Annotated in this window: 21 protein-coding genes; 15 read left to right on the forward strand and 6 right to left on the reverse strand. The window is 49.4% G+C overall.

What is annotated here, in order from left to right:
• Positions 1-171 precede the first annotated feature (171 nt).
• From AWQ24_RS08100 to AWQ24_RS08130, 7 genes are all read left to right on the forward strand, one after another.
• Complete coding sequence (locus AWQ24_RS08100; protein ID WP_099238604.1) at positions 172-1,014, forward strand: Tic22 family protein; 843 nt, start codon at positions 172-174, stop codon at positions 1,012-1,014.
• 21 nt (positions 1,015-1,035) lie between these two features.
• Positions 1,036-1,911: a peptide chain release factor N(5)-glutamine methyltransferase gene (gene prmC, locus AWQ24_RS08105; RefSeq protein ID WP_065716500.1), complete on the forward strand. Its 876-nt coding sequence runs from the start codon at positions 1,036-1,038 to the stop codon at positions 1,909-1,911.
• Between the two features lie 281 nt (positions 1,912-2,192).
• On the forward strand, positions 2,193-3,686 hold the full coding sequence (locus AWQ24_RS08110; RefSeq protein WP_065716501.1) for a hypothetical protein: 1,494 nt from the start codon (positions 2,193-2,195) through the stop codon (positions 3,684-3,686).
• Positions 3,687-3,688: 2 nt separating this feature from the next.
• Positions 3,689-4,228 (forward strand): hypothetical protein, encoded by a 540-nt coding sequence (locus AWQ24_RS08115; protein WP_065716502.1) that lies wholly within the window; start codon positions 3,689-3,691, stop codon positions 4,226-4,228.
• Complete coding sequence (locus tag AWQ24_RS08120; RefSeq protein WP_065716503.1) at positions 4,203-4,745, forward strand: Tfp pilus assembly protein FimT/FimU; 543 nt, start codon at positions 4,203-4,205, stop codon at positions 4,743-4,745. The genes AWQ24_RS08115 and AWQ24_RS08120 overlap by 26 nt, the downstream gene beginning before the upstream one ends.
• 69 nt (positions 4,746-4,814) lie before the next feature.
• Positions 4,815-7,655, forward strand: a complete 2,841-nt coding sequence (locus AWQ24_RS08125; protein WP_065716504.1) for a prepilin-type N-terminal cleavage/methylation domain-containing protein — start codon at positions 4,815-4,817, stop codon at positions 7,653-7,655.
• Positions 7,656-7,696: 41 nt separating this feature from the next.
• Complete coding sequence (locus AWQ24_RS08130; RefSeq protein ID WP_052349659.1) at positions 7,697-8,227, forward strand: GspH/FimT family protein; 531 nt, start codon at positions 7,697-7,699, stop codon at positions 8,225-8,227.
• A gap of 92 nt (positions 8,228-8,319) precedes the next feature.
• Here AWQ24_RS08130 and psbQ read toward each other — a convergent pair whose 3' ends face one another.
• Entirely contained in the window at positions 8,320-8,778 is a 459-nt protein-coding gene (psbQ, locus tag AWQ24_RS08135; protein WP_223209910.1) for a photosystem II protein PsbQ, read from the reverse strand.
• Positions 8,779-8,901: 123 nt separating this feature from the next.
• Positions 8,902-9,753: an alpha/beta fold hydrolase gene (locus tag AWQ24_RS08140; RefSeq protein WP_045441910.1), complete on the reverse strand. Its 852-nt coding sequence runs from the start codon at positions 9,751-9,753 to the stop codon at positions 8,902-8,904.
• Positions 9,754-9,877: 124 nt separating this feature from the next.
• Between AWQ24_RS08140 and mraY the strand changes: the two genes are divergently transcribed.
• From mraY to hemC, 4 genes are all read left to right on the forward strand, one after another.
• Entirely contained in the window at positions 9,878-10,972 is a 1,095-nt protein-coding gene (gene mraY, locus AWQ24_RS08145) for a phospho-N-acetylmuramoyl-pentapeptide-transferase (protein ID WP_065716505.1), read from the forward strand.
• A 56-nt stretch (positions 10,973-11,028) separates the two neighbouring features.
• On the forward strand, positions 11,029-12,834 hold the full coding sequence (gene mrdA / locus AWQ24_RS08150) for a penicillin-binding protein 2 (protein ID WP_065710770.1): 1,806 nt from the start codon (positions 11,029-11,031) through the stop codon (positions 12,832-12,834).
• A gap of 93 nt (positions 12,835-12,927) precedes the next feature.
• Positions 12,928-14,109, forward strand: a complete 1,182-nt coding sequence (gene tyrS, locus AWQ24_RS08155; protein WP_315862300.1) for a tyrosine--tRNA ligase — start codon at positions 12,928-12,930, stop codon at positions 14,107-14,109.
• A gap of 146 nt (positions 14,110-14,255) precedes the next feature.
• Positions 14,256-15,221, forward strand: a complete 966-nt coding sequence (gene hemC, locus AWQ24_RS08160; protein ID WP_065716507.1) for a hydroxymethylbilane synthase — start codon at positions 14,256-14,258, stop codon at positions 15,219-15,221.
• A gap of 61 nt (positions 15,222-15,282) precedes the next feature.
• Here the strand turns inward: hemC and AWQ24_RS16235 are convergent, their stop codons facing one another.
• Positions 15,283-15,459, reverse strand: a complete 177-nt coding sequence (locus AWQ24_RS16235; protein WP_156785471.1) for a hypothetical protein — start codon at positions 15,457-15,459, stop codon at positions 15,283-15,285.
• 269 nt (positions 15,460-15,728) lie between these two features.
• Between AWQ24_RS16235 and AWQ24_RS08165 the strand changes: the two genes are divergently transcribed.
• The 3 genes from AWQ24_RS08165 (at position 15,729) to AWQ24_RS08175 (ending at position 17,415) form a co-directional block, all read left to right on the forward strand.
• Positions 15,729-16,334: a GNAT family N-acetyltransferase gene (locus tag AWQ24_RS08165; protein WP_041443511.1), complete on the forward strand. Its 606-nt coding sequence runs from the start codon at positions 15,729-15,731 to the stop codon at positions 16,332-16,334.
• Between the two features lie 64 nt (positions 16,335-16,398).
• On the forward strand, positions 16,399-16,872 hold the full coding sequence (locus tag AWQ24_RS08170; protein WP_030006998.1) for a hypothetical protein: 474 nt from the start codon (positions 16,399-16,401) through the stop codon (positions 16,870-16,872).
• Positions 16,873-16,956: 84 nt separating this feature from the next.
• The gene (locus tag AWQ24_RS08175) at positions 16,957-17,415 is read left to right on the forward strand and encodes a hypothetical protein (protein WP_065716509.1); all 459 of its coding nucleotides are present in this window, start codon (positions 16,957-16,959) and stop codon (positions 17,413-17,415) included.
• Between the two features lie 87 nt (positions 17,416-17,502).
• On the opposite strand, the gene trxA is transcribed toward AWQ24_RS08175, so the two are convergent.
• A complete protein-coding gene (gene trxA, locus AWQ24_RS08180; RefSeq protein ID WP_012307227.1) occupies positions 17,503-17,826 on the reverse strand; it encodes a thioredoxin in 324 nt (107 codons plus the stop codon).
• Positions 17,827-18,323: 497 nt separating this feature from the next.
• On the opposite strand from trxA, the gene AWQ24_RS08185 reads away from it, so the two are divergent.
• The gene (locus AWQ24_RS08185) at positions 18,324-19,514 is read left to right on the forward strand and encodes a glycosyltransferase family 4 protein (protein ID WP_065716510.1); all 1,191 of its coding nucleotides are present in this window, start codon (positions 18,324-18,326) and stop codon (positions 19,512-19,514) included.
• 9 nt (positions 19,515-19,523) lie between these two features.
• Here the strand turns inward: AWQ24_RS08185 and ilvA are convergent, their stop codons facing one another.
• Positions 19,524-21,035 carry a threonine ammonia-lyase, biosynthetic gene (gene ilvA, locus AWQ24_RS08190; RefSeq protein ID WP_065716511.1) on the reverse strand — a complete coding sequence of 504 codons (1,512 nt, stop codon included), beginning with the start codon at positions 21,033-21,035 and terminating at the stop codon, positions 19,524-19,526.
• 81 nt (positions 21,036-21,116) lie between these two features.
• Entirely contained in the window at positions 21,117-21,440 is a 324-nt protein-coding gene (locus tag AWQ24_RS08195) for a hypothetical protein (RefSeq protein ID WP_012307230.1), read from the reverse strand.
• Positions 21,441-21,565 lie beyond the last annotated feature (125 nt).

Raw genomic sequence — 21,565 nt, forward strand, 5'->3', positions numbered from 1 at the left:
ATAAACTGCAACATCCGTCATCCATGGGAGACCCGAGTTCATCTAGATCATGGCGTAGACTGCCGCTTTTTTAATGGAGATTTCTAAGACGTAAACCAAAGTATTTTGACGGCTTATTTTTTTAGAATTAATTTTTCTAATCTTGCAGTTATTTTGTTTGAGGTTTTATTTATGAAAAGTCTGGTTCGTTTGGGTCAAAAAGCCCTACTGATGGGCACGGTAATCGCCGGAACAATCTTAGGTGTTAATGGCAGTGTGTTGGCGCTCCCTGAGGCAGCCGTCGTCGAAAAGCTCCGGCCAATTCCGATGTATATGCTGATCAACGACGAAGGGCAGCCCATTTTTGCGACAGTCACCGACCAGAATGGTGGCGAGTCGGGGGTTACGGGCGTTTTTGTGAGTCTTTCGGATGCTGAAAACCTCGTGGCGGCCCGCCAAACAGAATCGAAAAGACTCCTCGATGCGGAACGGGCAAAACCCAATGCCGATCCCCAAATTGTCGCTGAACTAGAAGCTCAAGCGGCCCTGTGGCAAGAGGCTAATGTTCTTCCCATCGGTTTAGATAAGATCTACCAGTTTGCCCAAAGCGATGAAGCAGAAGATTTGACCTTTAAGTTTTTGCCGACCATGGCGCAGTTAAATGCGGCGGCCCAAGTGACGCAACAGGAAAACTTCCCCGGTGTGCCTTTATTTTTCCTCTCGATTCAGGAAAAGGATGCCAACGGACAAGATATTGTTTCTTTCCCAACTCTGGCAGGGGATGACAACAATGGCAACGGTGAGATCCCTGTTTTCTTTGAAGTGCAGCCGATTCTTGAGCAATTAGATGCTTTCCCGGAAGATGAAGAGCTGAGTATTAATGTAATGCCCCTTGAGGTATTTATCGCAAAACTGCTCGATGAGGATCTACCCGCAGAGGAGCAGGAATTTTTGGAGTCGATGACCCTAATTCCCTCGACGGAATCGGCCCAGTTGATCCAAGCTGTCATTGAGCAGCAACGGCAACAACAATAGGGTATTGGGAACGGTTGATTCTTGAGTGAGATTATTGCGGCTCAGGATTTAGTACGGTGGCGACAGTGGGCCAAAACCCAGGCGATCGCCACCGATATTTCTGTTGAGGAAGTAGATTGGTTTCTCCAGGGGCTGACCACCGTGGATCGGTTGAGTTTGCGGCTGGGGATTCGGGAAGCTGTGCAGAGTCAGGTGTCTTTGGTTGAACTTTCACGACTCTGGGAACGGCGCTGCCAAGAAAAAATCCCGGTGCAATATCTCGTCGGGAAAACCCCTTGGCGCAATTTTGAGCTAGTTGTTTCTCCTGCGGTCTTGATCCCTCGACCCGAAACGGAATATTTAATTGATCTGGCTCAGGCGAGTCATCATGATTTACACGCAGGTTATTGGGTCGATCTAGGAACGGGCAGTGGGGCGATCGCCTTGGGTTTGGCCGACAGTTTTCCCGACGGAAAGATTCATGCCGTTGATCAGAGTGCCGCCGCCCTTGAGGTCGCCCGAAAAAATGCGATCGCCTACGGATTACAAGATCGAATTCAGTTTTATCAAGGCAGTTGGTGGGAGCCGCTACAACATTTGCGGGGTAAGGTGGCGGGTATGGTTTCCAATCCCCCCTATATTCCCGCTGCCCTACTGCCGGATTTACAGCCAGAGGTTTATCGCCACGAACCCCATAGCGCCCTTGACGGGGGCATAGATGGATTAGCCGACCTGCGAATTTTGGTGAATGAAGCGCCGGATTATCTGATTTCTGGTGGTATTTGGATCATTGAAATGATGCGTGGCCAGGGGGAAGCGGTGGCGCAATTACTCGCAGACAATGGTCATTACACTCAAATTCAGATCATTCATGACTTTGCTGGGGGCGATCGCTACGTATCTGCTCAGCGTATCTAAGCCAAATTACGTAAGTGTCATTCGTGATTAAAATCACTGATAACATCTACCTTTAGACTTAAATTTAACTTAAGGCAGCTTATCTTTAACGCGTTGTCCCCACGTAACTTTTGGTTAATTGTCTCAGTTGGGAAAACTGATACATAAAATTTAATCTGTAAAATGTTACAAACACCTCAAGTTGTGGGCACTCTAATAATTAGAGGTAGAAGCAGTGCTGCCCAGGTCGTTGCTTAGAATATTGCGGAATTTCAACAAACACTGCGAGGTTAAAAACCACCATGTATACATTCTTACTCCAGTTCCTTCTAAAAACAAAGCAGACTCAGGAGAGCGGTTTTAGTCTCGTGGTTGCTCTAGGGCTAGGTCTTTTCATGGTGGTCACTGGCGCAACGATGATCCTCCGTTCCAATGACGATCAAGTCGCCTCGACTCTGCAACAACACAATCTAGAAAATATCGCGATCGCCGAAGCAGGTCTAAATCGAGTGCTTGGGGTACTTCGTTCTGATAACAACAGTCTTTTCTTAAAACTTGACTACGATCCCAATAATCTTTTAGGTAGCGGTATCAACGAGTGGGAAGACGCAGCCTATGCCGATAAACGTGTTCTCAAAACCTCTGTTTTCGATGGTGGTTGCAGTGGTAATTCTGGTGATGTAGAAGTTAGCGTCCCTAGTGGCTTGACCACCAATAGTACTGGCGATGGCAACTATGAACTCCTTGCCTATGATTACAATCCCCAAACCAACACGGGTACTTTCATTGTCGAGGGAGAATTCCAGGATGCTCAGGGCAATGCAACCCAGGGAACGGCGCGCTTACAAGCATCAATTTATGTTGACAACTACCTTGATGAAGTACCAACCAGTTTTCCTGGCCTCTTTATGGAAAACTTCATTGAACTAGGGAATAATGATGTTTCTTTGATTCCTAATGTCAATGCTGATCCCAATGAAAAAAGCAGTGTAATCTGTGCAAAATGCCAATTTTCAGAGTCCGCGAAAGAAAATGCTTGTGCTGCTGGTATTTCTGAAGCAGATTACCAAGGCTATATTCACAGTAGTGCAATGGGGGCCCAGAATAATTCAACCCTAACAAATGTTATCCCTCGATTGGGGAGACCCAACCTGCCAGATTTACCTGTAGCACCACAAACAATTACTGCAGATTTAGGTAATAGTGTTCGGGATTTGCCTAGCGGTAGTGACGCAACAGTTTCTTTCGACCCCGATGGAAATGGCCCAGCCCAAGCTTATCAAGCCTATGTCTATAAAGCCAATAATTTGACAATTGGTGGTGGCGTTAGAAGCTGGACTATCAACACAACAAATGCGCCTGTCGTTGTCTTTTTGTCTGGTGATTTAACAATTTCTGGAAGCCGCCAAATTATTCATGAAGGCGATTTTGGTGACTTTGCAATTTTTGGTAAACCAGATAGTGGCACAGGCACAGCTTCGCAGAATATTCGCATCAATGGGACAGCTAGTTCGACATTCTTTGTTTATGCCCCTGATGCCCAGGTAGGGATCAATGGTGGTGGCAATGGTGACGGCATGAACGGTGTTGTTTGGGGTAAGATTTGGGATGCTTCCAACTCAAATGCTAGCGGTGCTGTGGTTAATATTCCCCCTGGTGCGCCCCAGGCTCTTGGTAATACCTTCGGGATGACTTTTGAAAATGTCTCTCTCTACACAGAGAAGTTTGAAAATAGTGGTGTGGTTGAATGGGAAAGACAGGAGGTAACGTCTCTACCCCAGAGAACGACTAACTAGTGATGATTAACGCTCAACGGAAGATCGACAAATCTTCTAGTCATGTAACACAGCAAAAGGAACAGGGCTTCACTTTCATTGAAGTCCTGGCAGGGATTATCGTTTCGACAATCTTTGTGCTTGTGACAGCCCAGGCTACATTTATTGGTGTTGTCCTGAGAGTACAGGCCCAGCGTGCATCCGAAGCGATGAATGCGATCCAGTCGGACTTTGACGAAATCAAGTATCTGGCCGCTTTATCCTTTTCGCAAGCCTCCCCTGTCTGCGATGCTGCAGCCACAACGGATGGCTATGCCCAGGCTTTGATCACAGAAATCAAAGACAGTTTGGGCCAATCTAATAACCAGACAGGGGAAGTCTCTAGTTCGGTTTCTCTGGTCAATAAAAGCTACACTATGACTCGAACTTTGAGTGTTTTTAACCAGGCCCCATATCATACGATGCAAATTGGTTATCGTGTTGTTGATCCGGACAGTGGGCGACAAATTGCAGAATATTATTCGGAGATTGTGCCTGATGCTTCCTTCGCTTGCCGAAACTAAACAAAAGAGCACCGGATTTACACTCATTGAGTTGATGGTCGCAATCTTTATGGCAGGCATTTTGGCAACCATATCTGCACCTGTGATGTTTGGTTTTGTCAATCGTAGTAAATTAACCAGTGCAAGGAGTGAGCTTTTTGGTGCTTTAGAGGAAGTACAGCGTCAGGCGATCCGTCGGAGTATTAATTGTCGGTTTATTTTGCCGTCAAGTCCTGCCATCAACCCGACCTTTGACAGTGATTGTTTTGTTACAGGCGATCGCAGTTTAGAGGGGATCACGCTTCGTCACAATGGAGCCACCGTCAAGGCAGGAGACTTTTTATTCGACTTTCGGGGAAGAACTAGTGATATGACCAGCAATCTGCTCACGGGAGATTTAGTGCTGATCCTCACAAAAAATGGCAATTTAGGTAATCAGAAATGTGTCATTGTTTCCCGTGGTTTGGGCTTAGTCCGTAGTGGCAATTACCCATCTGGAGACAGTTCAACAGACTCAGCTAAATGTGTTTTGCAATAGCTTTTTTGGGTATCATTGAGGTGTGATTATGGCATTTTATCTTACTACCGGTTTGAGGCCTGCAAAACGATGAGACGTTGGCTCCTAAAATATTATTTTAATTTGCTCAATAGACGATCGACCTCACAAGGTAGCCGAGGCTTTACTGTTACAGAAGTGCTCCTGGCGATCACCCTGAGTGGGATCGTGGCTGCCGGTCTTGGCACTGCCATGGTCGCCACCCTCAATGCCAGCAATCGTACCGAAGCCCGGACCCAGCGCCGTTCTCAACTTAACCGCGCCATTGATTACATCACAGAAGACGTCCGGCGATCGCGTTTTCTTTCCGTTGCCACCACAGATGACGACACCCCCAATGACACCCTGGTTTTAGAATATTTTCCAACCACAGGGGATAATGCTAGTTCGCGAACCATTGAATATTCGATCGCAGAAAAAGATGCGAATTCCCCTTGGGTCGGGCCGATGGTGCTGCGGCGACGAGATTATAGAACAGGTGATGACCCTAGTAACTGGACAGTTCTCGTTGATGCTATTTCTGAAAACACGAGTCTTACCATTGATTGCGCCTCTGGAACTGCGATTGGCAATGCTGGTTTCCGAGCGTGCTTAGAAGTAGGTACATCCGCAACGGGCAATGATGTTTTTAAAGTCGATCTAGCACTCTACGGTGAAGTGAATGACTTTGATGGTAGCAATAATACATCTGAAGTTTTGAGTGTTAATAGTGCTGCTTTTGCCCGGAGTCTCAGTCCAGAAGGAGGCTTTCTGAAAAATCCTTCCATTACTTCAGTGACCTTAAGTAGTGATTTGACGACCGCAACCGTCAACTGGAGTGAAGCCCTCGGAGGGACACAACCCTATTCCTATACCCTTTATCGTTGTAGCGAAGGGCCAGACACCTGCGCCATTGATATTGCCACTTCCGATACTGTTGCGAGTAGCTTAACAACCACAACCTACACCGATAATATTTCCAGCTTATCCCAGGGAAATACCGTTTGTTATGCTGTCAAAGTCACGGATGCAGAAGGAGATATTGGCACGAGTAATCCTGTTTGTGTTGAAATTGTTGATGAGCTGATCCCGCCGCAAATTGAAGATATTTGGGAATCCCAAGGAGAAGTGGGCCTTGAATGGCAAGCTGCTTCTGGCGGTGATCCCGGCTACCTCTATGGTCTGAAGCGTTGCGATGTTGCAGGGAATGCAGATGATTGTGACCCCACAACATTGGTGCGCGATCCAGAAATTGCCGATACCTCCTACTTCCCCGATCCACTAACAGGGATCAGCGATGGTCAAAAAATTTGCTATGCCGTCGTTGTCAAAGATCAAGCAGGTGGCGAAGCCCAGAGTGACCCGAAATGTATCATCAAGGGACAAGCCCTCTCTGCACCACCAATCAAAACAATTACGGAACAAGCTGATAACACCGTCGATCTAACTTGGTTAAGCGCCTCTGGTGGCGACTATCCCTATACTTACGATCTATTGCGCTGTGTCAGCCCGTCTATACTTGGTATTATTAATCTTCCAGACTGTACTCCGACCACACCTCTCAATTTAGCGACCCAAGATAAAAGTTTCTCTGGAGATAATATTGCAGCGGTTACCAGTGGTAGTAAAATTTGCTATGCCGTGCAAGTGACAGACAGTAGCGCTGCCACCAGCATTGGCGCAACAGAATGTCTAGTTAAAGATGCTCCCCTTACTGCGCCAGATTCTCTAACAGTAACCCTTGATGTTAGTAGTGCAGAGATGGACATTACCTGGCCTAATGCAACAGGTGGCACTCCAGACTATACCTACAATCTCTATCGGTGCGATACAGCCAATAGTAGCTGTACGCCCAGCTTGCTGACTTCTGATGTTACGTCAGTGCATGCAGATGGTATTAGTGGCATTGCTAGAGGCCGAAACGTTTGTTACGCAGTTCAAGTCAGCGATGCAGACGGGACAACAGACCAAACAGAAACTGTATGTGAAACTAAAATTGATCCCCTGTTGCTGAGCGGCCTTGTTGTCACCATTGATCCAGATACTTCGGAAGCAAATATTGCTTGGAGTTCGATTACAGGGGGCAGTACGGCATCACCGACCTATAATCTTTCTCTGAAACGTTGTACTGGAGAAAACTGTACACCCACCACGGCGAGATCTACTAGAACGACACAAAATACGGGCAGCGGTAGTTTCACTGATAGTGTTTCTGGCATTGCTGAAGGAACTAACATCTGTTATGCCATTGACGTGACTGACGGCACCCAAACCACCAGTCGTCAAACCTGTACAACCCTCGAAACCAGTCTAGCGGCACCCGTAATTACTTTGAATAACTCATCTTTAGTGAGACCAACTGTGAACTGGTCAGCCGTGACCGGGGCAACGGGTTATCGGGTATTTAGTTGCCAAGGATTAAATTGCGACCCATTATCAGGGAGTACAACGAATACCACCAATCTTTCCTTTACACCGAGTAGCGATCCAGGTGTCGGTAATCAATGGTGTTTTGCAGTTAAGGCCACTAAAAGTTCAATTGTTAGCCCTGCAAGTAATCAAGTTTGTGGAGCCCAACAAGGTTTATCGAAACCGACGATTAATACGATTAACTTTAGTCGAAGAGATCTTGTCGGCAATAATGGCTCTGATACAGATCTCAGAATTGATTGGTTAGCACCGGATGGAGGGACAACATTTGACCTTTACCGTTGCCAAGGCAATAACTGTACACTACCAAGTACAGCAACTGTTCCTAATATTGCAGCGACAAACTATACATTTGGAAATTTAACCGACAAAAATGATAGCACTACTTGGTTCTGTTTTGGGATTAAAGCCAAACAGGGAGGGTTGACCAGTGATATGAGCGATCGCGTTTGTATACGCTCAGGTAGTACTTACAATAATTGATATGATGGAAATTGTAGTTAGATCTACTTAGACTGTGCGTCATGTCACTATTATTTTCTGAGTTCAAAGCACCCTTTAAAAACTCCCAAGACAAAGGATTCACTCTCTTTGAAATGTTGGGAGTTTTGCTATTAGTCGGCATTTTGGCAGGAATCGCAACGCCATCACTACTCGGCTTTTTGGCACGGGCAGGCGCAAGACAAGACTTTACGGCTTTGCAGGGTTTGTTACAACGGACTCAACAGGAAGCGATTCGCCAGAGTCGCACTTGTCGGGTAATTTTGCCCACTAACAATAGTGAAAATGCAAAAGTATCCTCTGACTGTCGGGTAACGGAGGATGTAGTACTTGAAAATGTTGTGATCAAATATAACAATGCCAGTAACCAAGCGATTAACTTTAATTACCGAGGTAACACCAGTCCGCTGCGCACTATTGTCCTTGCGGATACCCAGTCTCAATACCAACGTTGTTTAATTATTTCCAATGGGATTGGCGTGATTCGTAAAGGGATTTATGTTGGTGATATTTCAGGCACAGTTTCCGCCAGTTCTTGTGAGACAACAGGTTAATTTATTGGAAAAAAGTAGGTAATAAAAAAAGGCGATCGCCTGACCGCCTCATCACTTTTACAAGGAATTTTTTAAAACCGAATAAATTTTAATTAGCTTGCTTCAGCATCACCTGGGATCAACTGTAAGAAAGCATCAAAATCCGCAAGGGCATTTCTATATTCCGTTGTGGTCGCAGTTGCGTTCCGGGCTTGGGCCGCAACATCTAGACGTTCTAAATGAGCAAAGATTTCATCGATGAGATCCTTAGCTGCTTTTTGGTCATTCGGCAGCAGGGTATTCGCAAGATAGGTCAGATCACGACGTAGGAACCCGAAAGGCCCGTGAATATAGGTGCGTGTATCTACCCAGTTATCGGCTTGAACGAATTCCCCAAGGGTCTCCATGCCTTCGCGGGCTTCGCTAACAGGCACCATATAGGTTTGGATTTGGGAAATCCGGTCGGGGGTGTAGGTATCAGGTACTTTGACCGCAGGGCTAGAGCAACTGACGAGAAAAGTGGTGATGACCACTAACAGCAAGGACAAAACTGACCGCAAACGTAGCATCATGGTTATGTATTAAAGCTTAATGACGTTATCAGGTTTTCAATTGCCAACATCATCTCACAAATAGGACTGAGATTAGGTTTTCTGCTGGTGCCATTCATATTTTTTTATGGCCCCCTTAGTTTTCTAAGCAAGAAATTCACTCAGTACAGGGGCGATCGCCTCCGGAAAATGCTCCTGGGGATAATGTTTCGCTTCGGGCAAGGCTTCCCAACGGTGGGCGGTTTCTGTTTTGACCCAGTTTTCGATCTGCCCATTGTCTAACCAAGGATCTTGAGTCCCCCAAAGAAACAAGGTCGGCGCAGGCCGATTTTTGAGGCGATCGCCCAAGTCTGGCAAAACTTTGGCTAACTCAAAGCGACGCACCGTCGTCATCAGGGCACGACCCACAGCAGAACTGGTTTTGTAGGGTTTGCGGTAGGTGGCGAGGTCGCTATCACCAATCACGAAGCCACTGCCTTTTTCGAGGGTGCGGTCTACCAACAGTGGATCCTGGGTGAGCATCTCTCCAGCGAGGGGTAAGCCCCACTGCTGCATCACCCAGGGCAGTTTACTCCCCGGCAAGATCGGACTATTGAGAATCACCAGGCGATCGCACAATTCCGGTTCGTTGAGGGCAAATAAAACCCCCACATGGCCGAGAAATCCCTGGGTGACAATGTGGCAACGCTCAATTTTTAAAGCGGCGAGAAAATCCTTTAATGCCCCTTGAAACGCCTCGGCTCGGTAGGAAAACTCCCGACTGCTGGGGTAGCTCGAAAAACCAGATCCAGGCCAATCCGGGGCAATACAGTGAAAATTTGCCGCCCCTAAACGTTCCAGCACACCGCGCCAACCGTAACTGTGGGCGGGCAGTCCATGGAGAAAGAGGATCGGTAGGCGGCCATTGTCTTGTTTTTCGGTCTCGCGGTAGAACCAAGTGAGGTTGCCGACGGTAATTTTTTCTGTGGCGATCGCCATGGTTTGATTAGCCCCCATAACAGTTAGATGAAATTTTCACTGTGGCATACTCCTCGACCAAAACAAAGTCCCCTAAGTAGAGCGAGATAGAGCCAGGGAGATGCTATCTTTTTGGGGAGTTTGATCAACGCCAAATAACCCCGTGGAAAGCAAATCGTCACTGCCTCTCTTTTTTCAGAAACCCTCTGGCACCCAACTGCTAGGTCTCTTGAGCACCCTGCTCGTGGGCCTCGCTGTGTTGATTAGCCATCAGCCCCAACTGAACCCTAGCAATATTTTGCCCCTGTGGATTCCGGTTTTGGTCTCGGCGATTGTGGCGGGGATCTTTGGGGTGTGGATCGTGCCCCTACTGCGGCGGCTGAAGACGGGTCAAATTATTCGCGAAGAAGGCCCCCAGGCTCACCTCAAAAAAGCAGGAACTCCCACCATGGGCGGCCTCATTTTTCTGCCTGTTGGTCTAATTGCTGGGGTGATCGTTGCGGGGTTCGATCCAGAGGCGATCGCCGTGGCCCTTGTGACCCTCGCCTACGGGGTGATTGGTTGGGTGGACGATTGGCAAGTGCTGCGTCTCAAGTCCAATAAAGGCATTTCCCCCCGGATGAAACTGATCCTGCAAATTGCGATCGCCGTGGTGTTTTGTATTTGGCTTGCCCTCACTGCTCCGGAACTGACGACAATTACCTTTTTTGCGGGACTGAGTTTACCCCTCGGTGTTTTCTTTTGGGCCTTGGCTGGCTTTGCCATGGTCGCCGAAAGTAATGCCACGAACCTCACCGATGGTGTCGATGGGCTGGCCGGGGGCACAGGGGCGATCGCCTTCCTTGGTGTGGGTGCCCTCGCTTTACCCGCACATCCTGGCCTGAGCTTACTCTGCGCTTGCTTGAGTGGGGCTTGTCTCGGTTTTATTTACCACAACCGCAATCCCGCAAAAGTTTTCATGGGGGATACCGGTTCCCTCGCCCTGGGGGGAGGTTTGGCCGCAGCGGGAATCCTGAGCGGCAACATTTGGGGGCTGCTGATTATCAGTGGCATTTTTTGTATTGAAGCCGTCTCTGTCATTGCCCAGGTCAGTTATTACAAAGCCACCAAAGACGAAACCGGTCAAGGGAAACGACTTCTCAAAATGGCCCCGATTCACCATCACCTAGAACTCAGTGGCTGGCCCGAAACCCAGATTGTTGGTGCTTTTTATCTAATCAACCTGGGCTTAGTCCTGCTCAGTTTTGTCTTGACCTAAAAAGCCAAATGCGCACGCTAAAATTAGAATCAATTTTCCTTTTTTCCTAGGCACCCATGACCCTCATTTCTCCCCTTGCAAAAGCCTCACGCAAAGAATCGGGTCGCACCGTTGGCCGGGGTGTTCGTCCCTGGGGAATTATGTTTGCCGTTAGCTTGGCACTCCTGGGCGGCATTGGTTCCCGCTTGGCTTTTTTGCAACTCGTTAAGGGAGATGAACTGCGACAAACGGCCCGGAACAATAGTGTCCGCATTGCCCCCAAGCCACCGATCCGGGGTAATATGTTTGACCGCCATGGCAAGGTGCTGGCCACCACAAAACTTGCCCATGCCGTCTATGTGTGGCCCGTAGCCCGCACGAGACCCGATTGGCCAAAAACGAAACAATTGCTCTCCCAGTTGGTAGGCATCGCCCCTGCCGAAATTGAAAAGCGCCTAGAATCCCAAGATATCTACGCCACTGAACCCTTGGCGATCGCCCGCAATTTGACCCTTGCCCAAGTCACCGCCATCGAAGAACATCACCAGACCCTTGCCGGAGTAGAGGTGATCATCGAACCGGTGCGTTACTATCCCGAAGGTGATACGGCCTCCCATGTCCTCGGTTACACGAGAGAATTAACCCCCGAAGAATTTGAGACCCGCCAAGCAGAAGGCTATCGCCTCCAGGATTACATCGGTAAATTAGGTCTAGAAGCGTCCCTAGAATCCCGTCTGCGTGGGGAATGGGGCGGCCAAGAAATTCAAGTGGACCGCGATGGTCGGTTTGTGAAAATCCTGGGAGAAAAACCAGCCCAGGCCGGGGAAGATCTGCGTCTTACCCTAGACGCTGAACTTCAAAAGGTTGCCCAGAGGGTTTTGGGACGACGCAAAGGGGCGATCGTTGCCCTCGATCCGCGCAATGGCGATGTCTTGGCGATGGCGAGCTACCCCAACTTTGATCCGAATATCTTCTCTGATCGCATTTCCCCCGAAAAATGGGCCGCCGTCACTGCCCAGGGCGATCCCTTTATTAACCGTGCCATTCGTGGGTTTCCGCCAGCATCGACTTTTAAAGTTGTGACCGCCGCCGCCGGGATGGAATCCGGCAAATATCCAGCCAATACAGTGTTGAGCACCAGTCCTTACCTCGCCGCTGCCGGGGTTCGTTTCTATGAGTGGAACCGGGCTGGTTTTGGGGCCGCTGGCTACGTGAAAGCGATGGCCTGGAGTAGTAACACCTTTTTTGGCCAGGTGGGGCGGGGTGTTGGCGGTGAAACCCTGATTGATTGGTCGCGCCGCTTTGGCTTTGGTGCCCCCACTGGCATTGAACTCAACGAAGAAACTAGCGGTCTAATTCCGGATGATGATTGGACCCAAGAGCGCCTCGAGCGCCCCTGGAATGTGGGAGACACCGTAAATATGTCCATCGGTCAAGGCTTAACGTTGGCGACCCCCCTACAGGTGGCCCAGATGTTTGCGGTGACAGCGAATGGGGGCTATTTAGTGCAACCCCACCTCGTCCAAACTGATACTCCGGTGAAAACGTCCCTCAACATGGCCCCCAGTACCCTAGAAACTATTCGTCAAGGCTTGCGGGCCGTGGTCACTAACGGTACTGGTACAGTGCTCAATATTCCTGGAATTCCGACGGCAGCGGGAAAAAGTGGCACGGCTGAAGCTCCCCCCCGGGAAAACCATGCTTGGTTCGGTGCCTTTGCTCCCTATGACGAGGCAGAGATCGTTGTCGTCGCCTTTGCAGAACATTCTGGTGGTGGTGGTGGTTCTGTGGCTGGGCCGATGGTGCGCGATGTGATGGCGGCTTATTTTGAATTGAAGGAAAAGGCCGAAAATCCTGAAGCCACAACCGCAACCCCAGAATAGGCAGCTTATCGCTTCGCTGCATTCAATAATCTCAGCAGAATATGGCACAATAGGCAGGTTTAAATTTCCACAATTGAGTTAACAAAATCCCCTGTGAATATGTCTGCGAATCTTGAGTGGCTAACCCGTGGCACCAGCGAAATTTTTCCGGATAATCCTGAAGAAAATTTAGCCCAGGTTCTCCAGACAGGCGATCGCCCCTTGAGGGTCAAATTAGGCATTGATCCGACGGGTTCAGATCTCCACCTCGGCCATAGTATTCCGTTCCGTAAACTGCGTGCATTCCAAGACGCTGGCCACACCGCAGTGGTGATTATTGGTGACTTTACCGCCCAGATTGGCGACCCCACCGGCAAATCAGAAGTGCGCAAACAGCTCAGTGCCGCCGACGTGCAACAAAATGCCGAAACTTACCTAGAGCAACTGCGACCAATCCTCGATTTTGAGACCCCAGGCCGCCTCGAAATTCGCTATAACTCCGAATGGCTCAAGGATTTAGATTTAGCCAAAATTCAAGCACTGCTGGCGACAATGACGGTGCAGCAAATGCTGGCTAAAGAAGGCTTTGCCAAACGTTACCAAAGCGAAAACCCGATTTATATCCATGAGTTTCTCTATCCCCTAATGCAGGGCTATGACTCGGTGGCCGTGGATGCGGATGTAGAACTTGGGGGCACTGACCAAAAATTTAATATTGCCGTGGGGCGGGATCTGCAAAGACACTTTGGGAAAAAGCCCCAATTCGGCCTATTGCTGCCTATCTTGATCGGTACCGATGGCAAAGAAAAAATGTCCAAAAGTCTCAATAACTATGTGGGCCTCAAGGACAATCACCACACCATGTACCAAAAGTTGCAGAATACCCCCGATAGCTTGCTGAAGGACTATTTTGAACTGCTCACTAACCAAGACCTGCAAACCTTGCCGACAAACCCCCGTGACCAACAAAAACTCCTGGCCCGGGAGATTGTTACTCAGTTCCATGGGGCTGAAGCGGCGGTAGATGCGGAGAAAGCTGTACAGGATGTCGCCGCCGCCAATATTCCCGAATTTTCCCTGGGCGCAGTGGAATTCCCCTCGCCTCTGTTTTATATTTTGGGGGCTTCTGGCCTGTGTTCCAGCGGTGGGGATGGTCGTCGCCAAATTAAAGGGGGAGCAGTTCGCCTCGATGATGAGCGGATCACGGACATGAATCTCGCCTTTGAGAAGCCTGAGCAATTAGTAGATAAGGTGCTCCGGGTGGGGAAAAAGAAATTTGTCCGTCTCGTGCCCTAGGATTGGGACTCTGATTGTTGGGGATTTCGTGAACAGTTGTAACATTTCCGGCTGTTCTCAGAAAAAATTCTGCGATTAAGGACGGACAACGCGATACCCTAGTTTGAGTCAAAATTTTAAGATCATTTTTATAAATCCGAATTGATATGACCGCTGAGACCCCTTCGAAACGCACTGTGCGGATTGGCTCCCGCAAAAGCCAACTTGCTTTAGTCCAAACCTATTGGGTACGGGATGAGCTCCAAAAGGCTTACCCAGAGATCACCTTTGAAGTCCAAACCATGGAAACCCAAGGGGATAAGGTGCTGGATGTGGCCCTCTCGAAAATTGGCGATAAGGGGCTATTTACCCAGGAACTCGAAGACGGCATGTTGAAGGGAGAGACAGATTTTGCGGTGCATTCCCTGAAGGATTTGCCCACGAATTTGCCTGAGGGGTTGATGCTCGGCTGTGTCACGGAGAGGGTTGACCCGGCGGATGCCCTGGTGGTTAACGAGAAGCATCGGGATCAAAAGCTAGAAACCCTCCCAAGCGGTTCGGTGATTGGCACTTCTTCGCTACGGCGTCTGGCCCAACTACGGCACCACTTCCCCCATTTGGAATTTAAAGATATTCGCGGCAATGTGAATACGCGCCTAGCGAAGTTAGACCGGGGCGAGTATGACGCGATTATTTTGGCGGCGGCGGGTCTGCAACGGCTTGATTTTGGCGATCGCATCCACCAGATTATTTCCAGTGATATTTCCCTCCATGCCGTGGGCCAAGGGGCCTTGGGTATCGAATGCCGGGATGGGGATGAGGAGATTTTGGGTCTGTTGCGGCCTGTACTCGAACATGCCGAGAGCCGCGATCGCTGTTATGCAGAACGCTCTTTCCTGCGTCAGTTGGAGGGGGGCTGCCAAGTACCGATTGGGGTCAACACAACCATTGAAGGCGATCGCCTAACTTTAGTGGGGATGGTTGCGAGCCTTGATGGCCAAACCCTCATCCGCGATGAGGTCAGTGGTAGCCGCGCCGATGCGGAGAAGTTGGGCATTGAATTAGCCCAAAAGGCGATCGCCCAGGGAGCAGACAAGATTTTGGCTGAAATTAATGAGGCGAACCGCGCCTAATTCCGTAGTTGAGTGATGAATTGCCCCCTCCTCCAGGCGAGGGGGGATTTTTATTACAGCTTTATAACTGGGGTTCTGGTCGATCGGCGGGAATTTCTGGCGATCGCAGTCGATTATGTTCGCCGTAGCCAAGCTGATTCAGGGTCTCGATATCCCCCTTGGGTGATGGAGACTTGGCAGCGGATGGATTTTGGGCGATCGCTTTACGCTGTTTTTTTAGTTTAGATTTTCGTCCCATGGTGAAGATTTCCTCACAATATGCAGTGCCGCTTTCAAACGTGCATTGAAGATGGCATCGGCTTGCCTTCCGTTACTCAAACGCCCTTCATTTAAGACTTGTTTACCGATTGTCGGTGGACATCATGATCAGAATGGTGGCCCACAAATTTAGAGCCTTACAGATGATTGGCAAAATCTATCCCTCGACAAGCCATTCATAAAATTGGCACAATGGTTTGTGGTTTCAAGTTTTTCTAGAAAAATTTTACCCTTGTTTCCGGAGGCTTGGTGAATCCTCGTCTTTCTTCTGTTTGGAATATCCCGCAACTATCCTCAGTCGATGTGGCCCTCAGCCAGAGTACCCTGAGTATTCGGCCTGCTACTCTGGAGGATGCCCGCGCCCTGGCAACGGTCTTGACCCATAGTTTCCATCACTACCAAGGCACTTGGGGCTGGCTGACGCCTCTCCTGCGCCTGGGGGTCTATGAAGATTTACACCATCGTCTCAAACAGACCAAAGAGCACCACGCTTGTTTTGTGGCAGCAATGCAAACGGCGACAGCCCAGGAAATTGTCGGCACAGTGGAGATCTCTGTACGTTATTTAAATGCGCTGGCGATCGCCCCCGCCAAAGCCCCCTATATTTCTAATTTGGCAGTAAATCCCCAATACCGTCGCTTGGGCATTGCCCGAAAACTTTTGGCCCGTTGTGAAACCCAAGTGCGTTACTGGCACTACGGCAGTGTGGCCCTCCATGTCTTGGAAAATAATGAAGCTGCCAAACAACTCTATCTCAGTTGTGGGTATGATATTAAATATGCAGAACGTCCCCTAAGTGCTTGGCTCCTGCGTCGGCCGCGCCGTCTCTTTGTTCAAAAGAGTTTATCTCCCTAAGTCTTTTTGTTTCTTAGTTCACCGCCGCTGATGTGGCGATCGCCATCGTTCTTTATCCTTTGCCATGGGCTCTACTCCCCCCTCAACGACAAATTCTCCCATAGACCATCTTGAAATTTTGGCCCAATTGAAGCAGGGAGAGCTTTTGATGGTGAACCCCCGCCGTAAAAATGGACTGATTTTGCGCAAAGCCTACCACGGCGATTTTGCTGGCCCAGGGGCGATCATTGGTGGCGTTTTCGATCAAGATGTAGAATCGGTAATTCCCGTGGGTGCCCTGTCTCTGTTGGTGCCAGCGCCCGGTACTGAGCGGGAAAAAGCCTACCTCATTCGGCGGCAGTGGGTCCGACTCCTGAAGCAGATCACCGACAAACCCGTACCAGAACAGCGAGCCCAAATTATTTTAAATCAGTTTGAAAATTGGTTTGACCTCGACACAGCCGCCCAACTGTCCGATGATGTCTTTGCTGAGTTGGTCGGGGTACTGCCCCAAACCATTGCTAAAGTGCGTAACCGTGTTAACCGCTCAGAAATTTGACAGCAAAATGTTCACCTTTAGATTGTTGTAAACCTCACCTTTAGGGGATGATAGAAACCAGTCACCAAGAGGAGAACAGTTGCTATGGGGGAGAGCATCCCAGAACAGCAGGCGATCGCCGAAACGATTGCCCTCTTAGAATATTATGGCTTTGAACTCAATGGTCAGACCGCTGCAGCCACCATTGAGCAATGGTGTGCCCATAGTCCCGTCGCCTGGGTTCGTCTAGCTGTCCTCGAAGCCCTATATCGGGGGCGCTATAAAAAAATTTCGGTCACAGCAATCCTGCGGGTTTGGCAACGCTGGGAAAAGCCCCAAGTCCAGTTCAATCGAGAATTTGAAAGCCTGATCTGTGCCGAACTGCCGACCAAAGTCGCCCCCACTCCGCCTGCACAATCTCGCCCCGAAGCCTCTATCGCTTCAGCACTACCGTCCCCAAGTTTAGGCATTGCCACCTTTTCGCCACCACCGGAGTTAGCAAATTCCGATGCCTATCAAAAACTCAAGGCGATCGCCACCCAGCCAGACACTAAAAAACCCTAGGAATACGCTAGGGCTGAGTGCAAAAGCCGGATGTTAAATGATGCCGTTGGTGGCTCGTAGTGCGTTGAAGTTCTTAAGAGAATTTTTTTAAAGTTCTTTATCAATCGCAGCAGCGAGGGTTGTTTTGGGCACAGCACCGACTACCATGCTGACCTTTTTGCCCCCTTTGAAAATCATCAAGGTCGGGATGCTCCGAATACCATATTCGCTGGCGACACCAGGGTTTTCGTCAGTATTGAGCTTAAACACCTTGATTTGATCTTGGTATTGTTCGGCGATCTCCTCCACGACGGGAGCAACCATACGACAGGGACCACACCAAGGAGCCCAGAAGTCGACGAGTACAGGGACGTCACTTTCGAGGACTTCTTCTTGAAAGGTTGCGTCTGTGACTGCGGCAGTTTTTGACATGCCTCTAAATTCCTAATTTATACAAGATTTTTCTGAGGATACCTAGGGATTCTAGCATAAAGGCTCCGACCCATCTGGAACTTTAGGCAAAATGATAGAAAATTTTGCGTTTGATGCTTTCTTGAAAACTGAAGGAAAACCAATGCTAGGATATAGCGAGCTTTTTCTATGCTCCATCGCTTAGGGGAATATGACAGCAGCAAACCCTACCAAGAAATGTGATTGATCCCAGGGAGAGTCGGCAACTTTGAGCGCAACAATCTGGTTAAATTACTGACAAAAAAAACGCCCGAATACTATGGCGATTCGGACGAAGTATGGTGTGAGGAGTGAACAAAAACTTTCATTCTTTATCGCAAAAGTTTTTGCCCACCTCTATTGTAAAGGAAAAAAGAGCGTTTGTTCAGACCCACTCGGCGAGCTGTGAAATTTCTTTAAGGGATTAAATGAATGGGGAAAGAAAGGGTATTTTTGCAAGCGGTGAAGGAGATGGAATAATGCGCATCTTAGTACTCAGTTGGGAGTTTCCCCCCCGGGTTGTGGGTGGGATTGCTCGCCATGTGGGGGAACTGTATCCAGAAATTGTCCGCCTGGGCCATGAAGTGCATATGTTGACCTTGGCCACAGGGTTAGCGCCAGCCTATGAAATTGTCGAGGGTATCCATGTGCATCGGGTCGTCGTGCCGGATCACCCTGATTTTTTCCAGTGGGTGGGGGCGATGAACCGGGAAATGCTGGCCTATGGTGCTGCTTTTTTAGAAAAAACAGGCTCCTGTGCGTTGATCCATAGCCATGATTGGTTAGTCGCTGATGCGGCGATCGCCCTCAAACACCAGTTTAAAATTCCCCTATTGGCCACCATTCACGCCACGGAATATGGTCGCCACAATGGCATTCACACCGACACCCACCGCTACATCGCCCGTAAGGAAAAAATGCTGTCCCACGAGGCCTGGCGGGTGATCGTTTGTAGTCAATACATGCGCCACGAGCTAGAGCGGGCCTTGCAAACCCCCTGGCCGAAAATGGATGTGATTTTTAATGGGATTCGGCCAGAAAAAAAACAACATGCGGTTAGTTTTGACCGTCAGTCTTTTCGTCGTCAGTTTGCCCCCGATGACCATCGAATTGTCTATTATGTGGGACGTTTAACCTACGAAAAAGGAATTAATGTGCTCCTGAGTGCGGCGCCTCGGATTCTGGAGGTGATGCGGGGGAAAGTCCGGTTTGTGATTATTGGGGGGGGCAATGGCGATCGCCTGAAGGAACAGGCTTGGAATTTGGGCATCTGGGAACAGTGTAATTTCACGGGATTTATGTCCGACGAGGATTTAGATAAGTTCCAAACCATCGCCGATTGTGCCGTGTTCCCTAGTTTGTATGAACCGTTTGGGATTGTTGCCCTCGAAAGTTTTGCGGCGAAAGTTCCCGTGGTGGTTTCCAATACGGGAGGCTTACCGGAGGTGGTCACCCACGGTGAAACGGGCATTGTCACCTACGCGAATGTGGCCAGTTCCCTCGCCTGGGGAATTTTGGAGGTCTTACAACACCCGGAATATGCCAAAATCCTCGTAGAAAATGCCTACGCGGATCTGCCCCGACGTTTTAATTGGGCAAAATTGGCGATCGCCACGGAGCAGGTTTACCAACGTGTGGTTCAAGAGCGGGCTGCCGTGGTGTGGGAGTAGGACAAAACCTTAGCCCAAAAAGAGCTTGTAGGCGGGATTTTGATTTTCGTCCCAGTAACGATAACCGAGTTGGTCGAGGAACGTTTGCCAATCGTCCATTTCTGCCGGGGGCACCTGGACGGCGATCGCAATCCGTCCATAATCAGCACCATTATTGCGATAGTGGAACCCACTGATATTCCAATGGGGGCTCATGGTATCGACAAATTTCATCAACGCCCCTGGATATTCAGGAAACTCAAAGCGATAGAACAACTCATGGGTTGCCTTGGGACTGCGGCCACCGACCATGTGACGCAGGTGTAATTTCGTCAGTTCGTCATCGGTGAGATTGAGGGTTTTAAAGCCATTCGCTTCGAAGGTTTCGGCGAGGGTCTTAATTTCACTGCGGTCAGCAATTTGTACCCCCACAAAAATATGGGCTTCCTGTTCATCGGCAATGCGATAGTTGAATTCCGTTAAATTGCGATCGCCCATGCAACGGCAAAACTTTCGTAAACTGCCCGGTTGCTCCGGGATCGTCACGGCAAAAATTGCTTCTCGCCCTTCCCCTAATTCGGCTCGCTCGGCCACAAACCGCAGGCGATCAAAGTTCATATTGGCCCCACAGGCAACGGCTACTAAGGTTTCGTCCTGAATGCCTTCCCGCTCCACATAGGCTTTCATCCCGGCGATCGCCAATGCCCCAGCCGGCTCCAAAATAGAGCGGGTGTCCTCAAATACATCTTTAATGGCTGCACAGGTATCATCGGTGGATACCAGAATAATTTCATCGACATATTCCTGGCACAGGCGAAATGTTTCTTCCCCGACATAGCGCACCGCCACCCCATCGGCAAACAACCCCACTTGGGATAACTGCACCCGTTCCCCTGTTGCAAGGGATTGTTTCATAGCATCGGCATCCACAGGTTCGACGCCAATAATTTTGATCTCCGGCCGCACCCGCTTCACATAGGCCGCAATGCCTGCAATTAATCCGCCGCCGCCAATCGCCACAAAAATCGCGTGGATGGGCTGTTGGCACTGGCGTAAAATCTCCATGCCGATGGTGCCCTGGCCAGCGATGACATAGGGATCATCAAAGGGATGAATGAGCGTTAAGCCCTGTTCCTCCGAGAGTTTGCGGGCGTGGGCGTAGGCATCATCATAGGCATTTCCGTGCAAGATCACCTCGCCACCCCTGGCTTTAACGGCATTGATCTTGACCTGGGGCGTCACCACAGGCATTACAATCACTGCCCTCGTGCCCAACTTTGTCGCGGCAAGGGCCACCCCCTGGGCATGGTTTCCGGCGGAGGCAGCAATCACGCCACATTGCAATTGCTCTGGGGTTAGGTGCGCCATCTTGTTGTACGCGCCCCGCAGCTTAAAAGAAAAGACCGACTGCATATCCTCCCGCTTCAATAGCACATGGTTGTGCAGGCGGCGCGAAAGATTGGGGGCCATTTCGAGGGGAGTTTCTTGGGCTACGTCGTAAACGCGGGCATTTAAAATTTGGATCAAATAATCGCAATGCATAGGGCGATCGCCAACGGGAATTTTAGGACAGATAAAGTGTGAGGATTTTACTGTAACCCCATCCCGTCAATCCACGAAAGCCTAGTTCAACGAAAAGGTTAATTTCTTGAGGGGCGATCGCCAATCTCGCGTTGTTTTCTTGGGGAGAGGTGGGGCTTGGCATTCCGGTTGTACCACGGGGACTAGGTGCTGCTCTTCAACCACCAGTTGCCCATTATCTAAAGCTTGTCGCCATTGTTTGCCTTGTTTCCAAGCCTGATATTTGCGGACATTCCAACGGGGATTACTGGGATAACCCGCAAAGCCAGACCGCAGCGCAGGATGACTTTCCCTAGGGATCGCAGTTTCGATGTAAATGCCTTCGGCCAATTCCACCAACCGTTGTACAGCATGGTTTGTCATCATCTGACTCTGCCTCCCTAATGTCAACGAATATTACAAGATCACATTACCCTTTACTAAATGCACCAAAAAACAAGACTGGCTTTTGGTATCAATGGTTGAGAAAAACGCCAGGCGAAATTTCTCAC

The sequence above is a fragment of the Picosynechococcus sp. PCC 8807 genome, assembly GCF_001693295.1.
Classification (GTDB): Bacteria; Cyanobacteriota; Cyanobacteriia; order Cyanobacteriales; family MRBY01; genus MRBY01.

Excerpts from the sequence above, each read along its gene's own strand:
- AWQ24_RS08120 (WP_065716503.1), top strand. The coding sequence starts at position 4,203 with ATGCTTCCTTCGCTTGCCGAAACTAAACAAAAGAGCACCGGATTTACA.
- AWQ24_RS08185 (WP_065716510.1), top strand. The coding sequence starts at position 18,324 with ATGCGCATCTTAGTACTCAGTTGGGAGTTTCCCCCCCGGGTTGTGGGT.
- AWQ24_RS08140 (WP_045441910.1), bottom strand. The coding sequence starts at position 9,753 with ATGGGGGCTAATCAAACCATGGCGATCGCCACAGAAAAAATTACCGTC.
- AWQ24_RS08110 (WP_065716501.1), top strand. The coding sequence starts at position 2,193 with ATGTATACATTCTTACTCCAGTTCCTTCTAAAAACAAAGCAGACTCAG.
- AWQ24_RS08125 (WP_065716504.1), top strand. The coding sequence starts at position 4,815 with ATGAGACGTTGGCTCCTAAAATATTATTTTAATTTGCTCAATAGACGA.
- AWQ24_RS08170 (WP_030006998.1), top strand. The coding sequence starts at position 16,399 with ATGGGCTCTACTCCCCCCTCAACGACAAATTCTCCCATAGACCATCTT.
- ilvA (WP_065716511.1), bottom strand. The coding sequence starts at position 21,035 with ATGCATTGCGATTATTTGATCCAAATTTTAAATGCCCGCGTTTACGAC.
- AWQ24_RS08115 (WP_065716502.1), top strand. The coding sequence starts at position 3,689 with ATGATTAACGCTCAACGGAAGATCGACAAATCTTCTAGTCATGTAACA.
- AWQ24_RS08175 (WP_065716509.1), top strand. The coding sequence starts at position 16,957 with ATGGGGGAGAGCATCCCAGAACAGCAGGCGATCGCCGAAACGATTGCC.
- hemC (WP_065716507.1), top strand. The coding sequence starts at position 14,256 with ATGACCGCTGAGACCCCTTCGAAACGCACTGTGCGGATTGGCTCCCGC.
- AWQ24_RS08100 (WP_099238604.1), top strand. The coding sequence starts at position 172 with ATGAAAAGTCTGGTTCGTTTGGGTCAAAAAGCCCTACTGATGGGCACG.
- trxA (WP_012307227.1), bottom strand. The coding sequence starts at position 17,826 with ATGTCAAAAACTGCCGCAGTCACAGACGCAACCTTTCAAGAAGAAGTC.
- AWQ24_RS08130 (WP_052349659.1), top strand. The coding sequence starts at position 7,697 with ATGTCACTATTATTTTCTGAGTTCAAAGCACCCTTTAAAAACTCCCAA.
- AWQ24_RS16235 (WP_156785471.1), bottom strand. The coding sequence starts at position 15,459 with ATGGGACGAAAATCTAAACTAAAAAAACAGCGTAAAGCGATCGCCCAA.
- mrdA (WP_065710770.1), top strand. The coding sequence starts at position 11,029 with ATGACCCTCATTTCTCCCCTTGCAAAAGCCTCACGCAAAGAATCGGGT.
- psbQ (WP_223209910.1), bottom strand. The coding sequence starts at position 8,778 with ATGATGCTACGTTTGCGGTCAGTTTTGTCCTTGCTGTTAGTGGTCATC.
- AWQ24_RS08195 (WP_012307230.1), bottom strand. The coding sequence starts at position 21,440 with ATGATGACAAACCATGCTGTACAACGGTTGGTGGAATTGGCCGAAGGC.